A 10412-nucleotide genomic window follows, 5' to 3' on the forward strand; every position below is an offset into this window, starting at 1 on the left:
CGCCGGGACCGTCCGGCGCGACTGATTTATGCCCCGGCCGAACGTTCCGTGAAGGACTCCTTGAGGGAATCTGATTCCCTCAAGGAGTCCTTCACGGACCTCCCCCGGGCCAGGCTGGGCGGCTGCGGGTGTGACCCGGCCGACACGTAGTCTTGCGGGTGTGGCGAACCCTGACACGGATACCGTGACCAGCACAGTTGACACCACCGCAGTGGCCGCGGCGACCCCGGAAACGAGCCAGCCGTACGTCGAACTCGGCCTCGCCGAAGACGAGTACGCGCGGATCCGGGAAATCCTCGGCCGCCGGCCCACCGACGCCGAGCTAGCGATGTACTCGGTGATGTGGAGCGAGCACTGCTCCTACAAGTCCTCGAAGAAGCATCTGCGCTACTTCGGCGAGACCGCCACCGACGAGATGAAGGCCAAGATGCTGGCCGGCATCGGCGAGAACGCGGGCGTCGTCGACATCGGCGACGGCTGGGCGGTCACCTTCAAGGTGGAAAGCCACAACCATCCGTCCTATGTGGAGCCGTACCAGGGCGCGGCCACCGGCGTCGGCGGCATCGTGCGCGACATCATGGCGATGGGCGCGCGGCCGCTCGCGGTGCAGGACGCGCTGCGCTTCGGCCCGGCCGACGCGCCGGACACCAAGCGCGTGCTGCCCGGCGTGGTCGCGGGCGTCGGCGGCTACGGCAACTGCCTCGGCCTGCCGAACATCGGCGGCGAGCTGGTCTTCGACCCCTCCTACGCGGGCAACCCGCTGGTCAACGCGCTGTGCGTGGGCGCGATGCGCACCGAGGATCTGCACCTGGCGTTCGCGTCCGGTTCGGGCAACAAGATCATTCTGTTCGGCGCGCGCACCGGCCTCGACGGCATCGGCGGCGTGTCCGTGCTCGCCAGCGACACCTTCTCCGGCGACGAATCCGCGGCCGGGCGACGCAAGCTGCCCAGCGTGCAGGTCGGCGACCCGTTCACCGAGAAGGTGCTCATCGAATGCTGTCTCGACCTGTTCAAGGAGAATCTGGTCGTCGGCATCCAGGACCTCGGCGGCGCCGGGCTGTCCTGCGCGACGTCCGAGCTGGCGGCCGCCGGTGACGGCGGCATGCACATCTACCTCGACCGGGTTCCGTTGCGCGCCACCGGAATGACGCCCGCCGAGGTGCTCTCCAGCGAGTCGCAGGAGCGCATGTGCGCGGTCGTCTCGCCGGAGAACGTCGAGGCGTTCATGGCGGTCTGCGCCAAGTGGGACGTCATCGCCACCGACATCGGCGAGGTCACCGACGGCGAGCACCTCGTGATCACCTGGAACGACGAGATCGTGGTCGACGTGCCCGCGCACACCGTCGCGCACCAGGGCCCGGTGTACGACCGCCCGATCGAGCGCCCCGCTTTTCAGGACGGCCTGATCGCCGACACTTCCGCGCAGCTGCCGCGTCCGTCGACGCCGGAGGAACTGCGCGCGGACTTCCTGAAGCTCATCGCGTCGCCGAACCAGGCGTCGAAGGAATGGGTGACCGCGCAGTACGACCGCTACGTGCGGGGCAATTCGGTGCTGTCCCAGCCGTCCGACTCGGGCATGATCCGGATCGACGAGGACAGCAACCGCGGCGTCTCGGTGGCTACCGACTGCAACGCGAAGTTCGTCTACCTCGACCCGTACCGCGGCGCGCAGCTCGCGCTGGCCGAGGCGTACCGGAACGTCGCCACCGGCGGCGCGACTCCGGTCGCGGTGTCCGACTGCCTCAACTTCGGCGCCCCGACCGACCCGGGCGTGATGTGGCAGTTCGAGCAGGCCGTGCACGGTCTCGCCGACGCGTGCGTCGAGCTGGGCATCCCGGTCACCGGCGGCAACGTCAGCTTCTTCAACCAGACCGGCGACACGGCGATCCTGCCGACCCCGGTGATCGCGGTGCTCGGCGTGATCGACGACGTCACCCGCCGCATCCCGACCGGCATCGGCGCCGAAGCAGGCGAGACGCTGCTGCTGCTCGGCGACACCCACGACGAGCTGGACGGCTCCGCCTGGGCCCGCGAGCTGCACGGCCACCTCGGCGGCGTTCCGCCCCGCGTGGACCTGGCCCGCGAGAAGCTGCTGGCCGACGTCCTGGTGGCCGGTTCGCGTGACGGCATGATCTCCGCCGCGCACGACCTCGCCGACGGCGGGCTCGCACAGGCCCTCACCGAGACTGTCCTTATTGGACAGTGCGGGGCGCGGGTCTTCCTCGACCGCGACCAGGACCCGTTCGTGCAGCTGTTCTCCGAATCGTCCGGCCGCGTGCTGGTGGCGGTCCCGCGCACGGAGGAGCTGCGGTTCACCGAAATGTGCACCGCGCGCGGCCTGCCGTGGCGCAAGACCGGTGTCGTCGACCCGGATTCCGGCACGCTGGAGATCCAGGACGTCACGGAGTTCACCCTCGACGAACTGCGCGAGACCTGGGAGAAGACCCTTCCGGCGCTCTTTGACTGAGGCGTCGTGAGTGCCTATGCCGGTTAGAACCGGCGTAGGCACTCACGACCTGAACGTGACCACCTCCGCCAGCGAAGCCCGAGGGATCGCCGGCCGAGGCTCGTCCGGATCGGCGTACCCGATCGACATGCCGCATCCGAGCACATAACCGGCAGGCGGCTCCGCGATTTCCGTGACGCTCCGGTGGTACCGGCCCCACGCGATCTGCGCGCAGCTGTCGAGCCCCTCCGCGCGGAGCAGCACCATCACGGTTTGCAAGAACATCCCCGCGTCCAGCCATTGCGGCGGAAGCATCTGCTCGTTCAGATAGCAGAACAGGCCGACCGGCGCACCGAAGAAGTCCCAATTCCGGACGCGGACCCGCTCCCGGCCCGCACGGTCTTCCCGCGCGACGCCGACCGCGCCGTAGCGCAGTGCTCCCAGCTCCTCGATCCGCCGCGCGTACTGCTCGGGCAGCGCTTCCGGATACGGCAGAACCTGGGGCGGATCACCGGTGTCACCGTCGGTGATGCGCTCTCGGACGACGTATTTCAGCTCGGCCAGCTTCGCGCCGGTCAGGACGTACACCCGCCACGGCTGCAGATTTCCCCCCGAGGGCGCGCGCAAGGCCGTGGTGAGGACTCGGGTCAGGACTTCGTCGGGCACTGGCTTGCCGAGAAAGCCGCGGACCGACCGCCGGGAGCACACCGCTTCATACACGTCCACGGTTTTTTGATGCTACTCAGATCGGCGTCGCGACATATCCGCCATTCCGAGGTTCCAGCTTCCAGCCGTCCGGCAGCTGTACGTCCGCCGAATCCGCGAAAGTCGTCCCGCTGAACAGGACTTCCTTCGCGAAAGTCGCGCCTTTGAAGGTGGTCGCGCCCTTGAACGCGGTGTCGGAGAAATTGGTCCGCTCCGAGAACGCGGTGCCGGAGAACCAGGCCCGGTCGAGGAAAGTCGCGTCGCGGCAACGGAAAACGCCCACCAGGCGACCGCGGTCGGTGCCCGCGGCGGTGAAGTAGGCCTGCCCGGTGAAGACGCAGCCGCTCAAGTTCGTGCTGCTGTACAGCGACGCGTGCCGCAGCAGCAATCCGCCGATCCGGCGGTGGGAAAGGTCGAAATACTCCAGCACCGCGCCGGTCAGATCGAGGTCCGGACCCGGTCCATCCACATCGGACGGTGGCAGCAGATCTCGGACGAGCCGTTGCGGAGCCGCACCTGCAGCTCGCGTTCCTGCTCCGACGTGCCTTCCAGACCGCTATAGCGGCCATGCGTGAACGGCCGCCGCAGATAAGAACACAGCACGTCCAGCACGGTCTGCCGATACTCCGGCCGCGTGCGCGCCAGCCCGGCCAGCGCGTGCAACGCCCCCACCCGCACCTGATCGGCCTCGTGCCCCAGCAATTCGACCGACTTCGCGAACCGCTCGTCGGAGATCCGCTCGCGGTCGACGTCGTGCCGCTGCTGTTCGATCACCTGTCGCGCCTCCTCGACGCGGCGACGGCGATCGTTGAGCCACAACGCATACAGCGCCACGACCGCGCCACCGGCGAGACCGCCGGTTTTCAGCGCGTCGCTGCGGCTCGTCGCGGGGTCGGTGAGAAGCCAGCCACCGACCCCGCACAGCAGTGCCACGGACGCGATCAACGTCCACAGCAGCGGCGAGCGCACCGGGTCAGAACGCCAGGATCAGATACAGCCCCACGCAGTAACCGCCGCCGCGGTTCATGATCACCATCGTGCCGCTGGCGTCCTTGCCCGACAGCGTGCCGGTGATCCGGGCGCTCGTCGTGGCGCTGCCCGCGGTGACCTTGCCCAGCGTGAGCTGCGGGTCGCCGCTGGTGGTCTCGTCGATGCTCTTCTTCGACATGCTCTCGGTGCCCTGGCAGGCCAGCGCGGTGGCGCCAGCGGCGTCCTTGGCGTTGAGCTTGGCGAGGAAGTTGTCGATGACCTGCTTCGCCTCGCCCGACGCACCGCTGGAGCCGGGGTCCTCGCTCGAATCCGTGGACGGCGACGACGAGTCGCTCGGCAGCGGAGCCTCCGACGACTGGGACGGAGCCGGGGCCGGCGGCTGCGCCTGCGAGCTGCCCTTGTCGTCCTTGCTCAGGAAGAATCCCGGCGCGACGAACCCGGTGATGCCCAGCGCGACCACCACGACGACCGCGACGGCGATGCCGATCCACAGCCCGGTCTTGTTGTTCTTCGGCGGCTGGCCGCCCGGTCCGCCCGGGTATTGCCCCTGGTCCCAGCCCTGCTGCGGGAACTGCTGGGTGCCCGGGTACGGCTGCTGCTGGTACCCCGGGTACTGCTGCTGAGCGTTCGGGTCCCAGCCCTGCTGCGGCTGCTGCTGAGCGTTCGGATCCCAGGCGGGCTGCTGCTGGTGCTGGGCGTTCGGGTCCCAGCCCGGCTGCTGCTGAGCCTGGTTGGGGTCCCACCCCGGCTGCTGCGGCACCCCGCCCGAGCCGGGCTGCTGCCAGCCCTGGCCGTAGGGGTCCCCGCCCTGTCCGGGCTGCGGTGGGTAAGTCATCTCCGGTTCCGCCTTCCTGCTGCACCGACTCGCGCCGCGGTCTGACGCCCCGCCGGCCCAGGCGGTTCCGTCTCCGCCCCAGGTCTGCATTGTGCAAGGCGGGTAAAGCTCGCACAAAAGCGGCTCCCGGCCGCCCCGCCCGGCAGGAGGAGGGGAGGACCGGGAGCCGCGTCCGTGCGCGCCCCTCAGATCAGCCGTTGGCGAGTGCCTGCAGCCGGTCGTAGGCGCCGTTGAAGGTGTCCTGGTCCAGCGGGCTCGAGGTGTACTGCCAAACGGTGTAGTAGCCCCAGTTGTACGGAAGCGTTCCGGCCGAGGACGCGTACCGCGCGACCCACAGCGGCGCGGTGCTGGAGAAATCGCCGCCGGCGCACTGGTTCCACCAGTTCGTCGACGTGTAGATGACCGGCCAGCGACCCGTCCTGGCGTGATAGGTGTCGTGGAAGTCCTTGATCCACGCGGTCATCGACGCCTTGCTCAGGCCGTAACAGGTCGCGCCGTAAGGGTTGTACTCGATGTCGAGCACACCGGGCAGCGTCTTGCCGTCGCCCGACCAACCGCCGCCGTGCGAGACGAAGTAGTTCGCCTGCGTCGCGCCGCTGGAGGTGTTCGGGGTGGCGAAGTGGTAGGCGCCGCGGATGAACCCCTGGTTGTAGGAACCGTTGTACTGCTGCGCGAAGTACGGGTTCGTGTAAGTCGTGCTCTCGGTGGCCTTGGTCCACACGAACCGCTTGCCCTGGCCCCACCAGTTGCCCCAGTCGACATTGCCCTGGTAGCCGGACACGTCGATGCCGGCGACGGTGGCCGCCACCTGGTTCGGCAGCGCGGCCGCGGGTTGCGGTTGCTGCGCGGCGGTTTTCGTCTCGGGGGTGGACTGATCCCCCTCGACGCGCCGGATCTGCGAACCCATCGTGTGGTTGTTCGCCTGGATGTCGGCGTTGACGGCGTTGATCTCCCGCGCCGAAAGCGGGGAAGCCGCCGGAGCGGCCGTCGCCTCTGTCGAAGCGCCGAGCAGGAGCGCGACAACGGGGACGGTCAGAGCGGACAGCAGCGCGATACGCCGTCCTCTTCGGGAAGTGGACATCGTCGATCCCTTCACAGATACCCTCGCGGAGGGCGGCTATGTGCAGGTAGCCGCCACGGAGGAGATTCTTGAGGACGAATCGTCGTTTGTCATCAAGTTCCGTGAAGATGAATGGTCGAGTGGGTGATTTTCATCGGTCGGTGATGACTAATTCGTGACAACGTCACGAACGTTCACCCGAATGCCAGATTGCGCAGCGCCGACTGGGTTCCGTTGAGCCAGTTCTGGTCTCCCGGCAGCGACCCGCTGTTCGAGAACTGCCAGATGGCGTGCTGTCCCCAGCCCGCGGGGAGTTCGCCGATGAAGGAGTTGTAGCGTGCGATCCAGAGCGGATTCCCTCCGAAAGAAGGGTTGTTTCCGGTGCAGCGTTTCCACCAGCTGGTCGAGGTATAGATCGTCGGGAGTCGTCCGGTGCGGGCGCGATAGGTGTCGGAGAACGCGCGAACCCACGCGACCATCCCGTTCGCGTCCTTGCCGTAACACGTATCGCCGTAGGGGTTGTATTCCATGTCGAGTGCGCCCGGAAGCGTCTTGCCGTCGGCCGACCAGCCGCCGCCGTGCGCAAGGAAGTAGTTGGCCTGCGCGGCGCCGTCGGACACGTCCGGCCGCGCGAAGTGATAGGCGCCGCGGACCAGCCCGGCTTGGTAGGAACCGTTGTACTGCTGGGCAAATTGCCCGCTGACGAACCCGGTGCCCTCGGTCGCTTTCACGTACACGAATTTCGCGCCCGCTCCGGCCGCGCTCGGCCAGTCGACCGGGCCTTGGTGTCCGCTGACGTCGTGCCCGAGGTACTGGTCCGCCGTCGTGTACACGATGCTCGGCGATCCCAGCACGCCTTCGTGTTTCGCGATTTGCGAACCGGCGTAGTTGTCGGCGGCCCCGGCGTAGCTCGGCGCCGCCTCCGCCGTTTCGCACAGGGTCGTGCCGGTGATCCCGGCGAAGAGAACCGCGCTCCAGCGCAGCAGCAGATGACGCTTCACCCAGGGCTCCTCACCGGACGCGTGTACTCCTGCTGCGTCACGATGCCCGGATGCGGGGATTTCGGCGAATCATGATCACTCGGCAGAGTGGTCTGCCCAGGTCAGCGCCGCTCTTCGGCCAGCGCCTTCAGCAGATGCTCGGCCGGTACGACCGCGGTGATCAGGTCGTGCGGGTTGACCGCGAGCGGATGTCCGGCGAGCAGCCCGGCGATGTCGCGGCCGAGCACCGCGCGGGCGTGCGGCCATTCGCGCGGCACCAGCGACTTCGACGTGTAGGCCGGAACCATGACCCGGCCGCCGGCGTTGTGGAAGCCGATCACCGTGCGCTGCACCGGGGACAGGGCGTAGACGAGCAGCGTCGAATCGAGGATGACGCGCGGCAGGTCTTCGGCGGGCCGGTGCTCGGTGCGGACCATCTGCAGCAGCCGCTCGAGTTCGTTGCGGGGCTCGGGAAAACCGAGCGCCTTCGGCGAGGGCCGGTACCGGTCGTTGGGGTGGAAGTCCTCGACGACCTCTCCCGTGCCGTTCACCGGATACGCGCCGACGACCGCCCACGACGGAACGGGACCGCGAGCGTCGAAAGCCTCGTCGATGACATACAGCCAGCTGTTCGGGTTGGCCCGCGCGTTGGCCCGCATTTCGGGAGTGATCTCGGGTTTTCCTTGCGGCCCGCGGCGCGGATACGCGTTCCGGCGCGCGCGTTTGCCCGCCGGGGTCCGGGAAACCATCCGATCTGCCTCGTCCCGCTGCGCCATCGCCGTCCCTCGGTGCCGGGTGCCTGAAACTCCGTCCGCGGCCACTCTACTGTTGTCGCATGGCCTCTTCGCGTTCGGTCGATCCCGCTCAGTTACGAGCGGCGGTGCTGGCCGTTTCGGACTGGTTGCGTGGTGACGGACCGGATCCGGCGCGCTCTGAACTGGCCGCCGCGGTGCGCGCGACGCTGCGGACCCTCGCCCAGGACGCGCCCGGGCACACCGTCGAGGTCCGGGTGCCGCCGTACGCCGCGGTGCAATGCGTCGAGGGCCCGCGCCACACCCGCGGCACCCCGCCGAACGTCATCGAGACCGATCCGCGGACGTGGCTCGAACTGGCCACCGGCCTCCTGGAGTGGGACGACGCGCTCAGCGCCGCCCGGGTGTCCGCCTCGGGCAGCCGCGCGGACCTTTCGCACTGGCTTCCGGTCGTGCGGATCTGATTTTCCGCGGCAATTGTTCTCACAGGAGTGTCTTCTGAGGCACACACTCCGTAGAATCCCCTGAACGCAGGCCAGTGCCACGCTGTCCGCGCCCGTGCCTTGCGTGTACTTTGAGTAGTCGGATTTCGTACGAGCGGCGATGGAAGGGCCCTGGTCATGAACGCGGTAGGCGTGTCCGCCGGCGAGCAGAGCCTCGGCCCGACAGCGCGCCGGATGATCCTCGGCTCGCAGCTTCGCCGATTGCGCGAGGAAGCCGGGATCACGCGCCAGCAGGCCGGTTACAACATCCGCGGTTCGGAATCCAAGATCTCCCGGCTGGAACTCGGCCGGGTCGGCTTCAAGGAACGCGACGTCGCCGACCTGCTCACCATGTACGGCGTCTCCGACGAGGACGAGCGCAAAGCCTTCCTCGACATGGTCAAGCAGTCGAACGAAGCGGGCTGGTGGCGCAAGTTCGGGGAGACGGTGCCCGGATGGTTCACCGACCTCGTCGGTCTTGAGGAGGCGGCGTCCCGGATCCAGATCTGGGAGCCGCTGTTCGTGTCCGGCCTGCTGCAGATCGAGCCGTACGCGCGAGCGATCTTCAGCCACGGCCGCCCGGAAATGGCCGACGAACGCGTGGACCAGCTGGTAGCCCTGCGCATGCGGCGGCAGAAGATGCTGGCCCGCCCCGACGCGCCGCGGATTTGGGCGGTGCTCGACGAATCGGTGCTGTACCGCCCGATCGGCGGGCCGAAGGTGTTCCGGCAGCAGCTGGAATACCTGCTCGAGGTCACCACGCTGCCGCACGTGTCGGTGCAGATCCTGCCGTACTGCCGAAGCGGTCTGTCGGCCGAGCACGCGTTCTCGCTGCTGCGCTTCGCCGAGGCGGAACTGCCGAATATCGTCTACGTCGAGTACCTGACCGGCGCGCACTACCTGGACAAGCGCGACGAGATCGAGAAGTACGGCCGAGCACTGGACCTGCTGGCCGTCGACGCGGAGACTCCGGAACGCAGCCGGGCCCGCATCGCCAAGCGCAAGGCCGAGATCTAACCGCGGTCCTCTCTCTTCACCGCACCGGACGTCGCCCCCGGTGAATTTCTCCGCACCGAGAATCCCGCCCCGCCCGTCCGGGCTACGAGTCGCCGAATAGAGAACGTCCGCTCCCATTCCCATCACCGAGCGTGCATAAGTCCGGAAACCCGTTTCCACCGACCCGGTCCCACGCCTTCCCTCGGCCCTGTCGACCATCACAGTAAGTGTTCTTCATTCACTCGCTGCACCCAGCGGCAGCGACTCGCGAACGCATTGTGTTATCAGGCTGCCAATATCGTGACCCAAGGTAATAATTAACCCGTTCGGGTAGTGCTCGAATCACCTGTATGGGAACTTCTACTGAACCGTGTCGTCACGCAGTGAGAAATTTGCAGAAAATTCTGCACGTGCATTTACCGCTGCATGCGCGCGTGCTAGCGTCGAAGTCACAGGCAGATGCACATGCAGATTCCTGAGCTTTTCATCGTCCTTCCCGGAAGGTGGCATCATGGCTGAGCGGTTCGAGAACGGTATTCCGGCCGACCGTCTGACCGGCGCACAATGGCGCAAGGCGAGCTACAGCGGCGCGGTAGGCAACTGCGTCGAAGTGGCCCCGCTGACCTCGGGCGAGATCGCGATGCGGAACTCGCGCTTCCCGGAGGGCCCCGCGCTCGTCTACACGCGTGCGGAGATGGCCGCCTTCCTCGCCGGCGCGAAGGACGGCGAATTCGACGATGTCCTCGGCTGAGGCCAACGTCGTCGGCCCCGCCTTCGACATCGAGCAAGGCCTGCAGCGACTTATCGATCGTGGCTACCAGTTCGTCCACCCGACGAACGAAAGCGGCGAAGTGCAGGCAGTGGTCGGAGTGCGAGTCCACGACAACGTGGTGGACGTCGTCCGTCTCAATGCCGAGGACGACGTCGAGGCCACGCGCCTCCCTGGCAGCGAGCAGAACATCTTCGCCCCCGCGTCCACCCTGTGGCGCTCGCGCGGCGAAGCAAGCCAGGTACTGGGCGAAGTACTAGCCCTCCCCGAGCGCCCACCGGCCACTCCCGCAGCCCCCGCGGACGGCTGCTGGGTCCCAGGCCGCGGCGGCCGCTCGAAGTGGCTAGCCGCCCGCTGATCCACCTTCCTCCCCGCCCCCGTCCCCGCCCGGTGCCCC

The 10412-nt window shown here is 67.9% G+C and carries 11 protein-coding genes and 1 pseudogene; 6 read left to right on the top strand and 6 right to left on the bottom strand.

What is annotated here, in order from left to right:
• Window positions 1–184 precede the first annotated feature (184 nt).
• Window positions 185–2467: a phosphoribosylformylglycinamidine synthase subunit PurL gene (purL, locus tag D0D37_RS35290; RefSeq protein WP_116204917.1), complete on the top strand. Its 2283-nt coding sequence runs from the start codon at window positions 185–187 to the stop codon at window positions 2465–2467.
• Between the two features lie 42 nt (window positions 2468–2509).
• On the opposite strand, the gene D0D37_RS35295 is transcribed toward purL, so the two are convergent.
• The 4 genes and pseudogenes from D0D37_RS35295 to D0D37_RS35310 all read right to left on the bottom strand — a co-directional run bounded on the left by D0D37_RS35295 (window position 2510) and on the right by D0D37_RS35310 (window position 6057).
• Window positions 2510–3172 (bottom strand): nitroreductase, encoded by a 663-nt coding sequence (locus D0D37_RS35295; protein ID WP_116204918.1) that lies wholly within the window; start codon window positions 3170–3172, stop codon window positions 2510–2512.
• Window positions 3173–3188: 16 nt separating this feature from the next.
• Window positions 3189–4120: pseudogene (locus D0D37_RS35300) on the bottom strand (pentapeptide repeat-containing protein).
• Between the two features lie 4 nt (window positions 4121–4124).
• Window positions 4125–4976, bottom strand: coding sequence for a hypothetical protein (locus D0D37_RS35305; RefSeq protein ID WP_116204919.1), 852 nt, complete (start codon window positions 4974–4976; stop codon window positions 4125–4127).
• Window positions 4977–5166: 190 nt separating this feature from the next.
• Window positions 5167–6057, bottom strand: a complete 891-nt coding sequence (locus tag D0D37_RS35310) for a lysozyme (RefSeq protein ID WP_116204920.1) — start codon at window positions 6055–6057, stop codon at window positions 5167–5169.
• Between D0D37_RS35310 and D0D37_RS48540 the strand changes: the two genes are divergently transcribed.
• Window positions 6050–6184 (top strand): hypothetical protein, encoded by a 135-nt coding sequence (locus D0D37_RS48540; protein WP_279630349.1) that lies wholly within the window; start codon window positions 6050–6052, stop codon window positions 6182–6184. The two genes, D0D37_RS35310 and D0D37_RS48540, sit on opposite strands and share 8 nt — an antisense overlap.
• Before the next feature lie 46 nt (window positions 6185–6230).
• On the opposite strand, the gene D0D37_RS35315 is transcribed toward D0D37_RS48540, so the two are convergent.
• Window positions 6231–7019: a lysozyme gene (locus tag D0D37_RS35315; protein WP_425266990.1), complete on the bottom strand. Its 789-nt coding sequence runs from the start codon at window positions 7017–7019 to the stop codon at window positions 6231–6233.
• 119 nt (window positions 7020–7138) lie between these two features.
• The gene (locus D0D37_RS35320) at window positions 7139–7792 is read right to left on the bottom strand and encodes a type VII secretion system-associated protein (protein ID WP_116204922.1); all 654 of its coding nucleotides are present in this window, start codon (window positions 7790–7792) and stop codon (window positions 7139–7141) included.
• A 59-nt stretch (window positions 7793–7851) separates the two neighbouring features.
• Between D0D37_RS35320 and D0D37_RS35325 the strand changes: the two genes are divergently transcribed.
• The 4 genes from D0D37_RS35325 to D0D37_RS35340 all read left to right on the top strand — a co-directional run bounded on the left by D0D37_RS35325 (window position 7852) and on the right by D0D37_RS35340 (window position 10373).
• Window positions 7852–8232, top strand: coding sequence for a sterol carrier family protein (locus D0D37_RS35325; protein WP_116204923.1), 381 nt, complete (start codon window positions 7852–7854; stop codon window positions 8230–8232).
• A gap of 156 nt (window positions 8233–8388) precedes the next feature.
• A complete protein-coding gene (locus D0D37_RS35330; RefSeq protein WP_116204924.1) occupies window positions 8389–9267 on the top strand; it encodes a helix-turn-helix domain-containing protein in 879 nt (292 codons plus the stop codon).
• A gap of 490 nt (window positions 9268–9757) precedes the next feature.
• Window positions 9758–9997, top strand: coding sequence for a DUF397 domain-containing protein (locus D0D37_RS35335; protein WP_020664000.1), 240 nt, complete (start codon window positions 9758–9760; stop codon window positions 9995–9997).
• On the top strand, window positions 9984–10373 hold the full coding sequence (locus D0D37_RS35340) for a hypothetical protein (RefSeq protein WP_116204925.1): 390 nt from the start codon (window positions 9984–9986) through the stop codon (window positions 10371–10373). Before D0D37_RS35335 ends, D0D37_RS35340 begins: the two co-directional genes overlap by 14 nt.
• Window positions 10374–10412: the final 39 nt, after the last annotated feature.

It is taken from the genome of Amycolatopsis circi, from assembly GCF_003385235.1.
Lineage (GTDB): Bacteria > Actinomycetota > Actinomycetes > Mycobacteriales > Pseudonocardiaceae > Amycolatopsis > Amycolatopsis circi.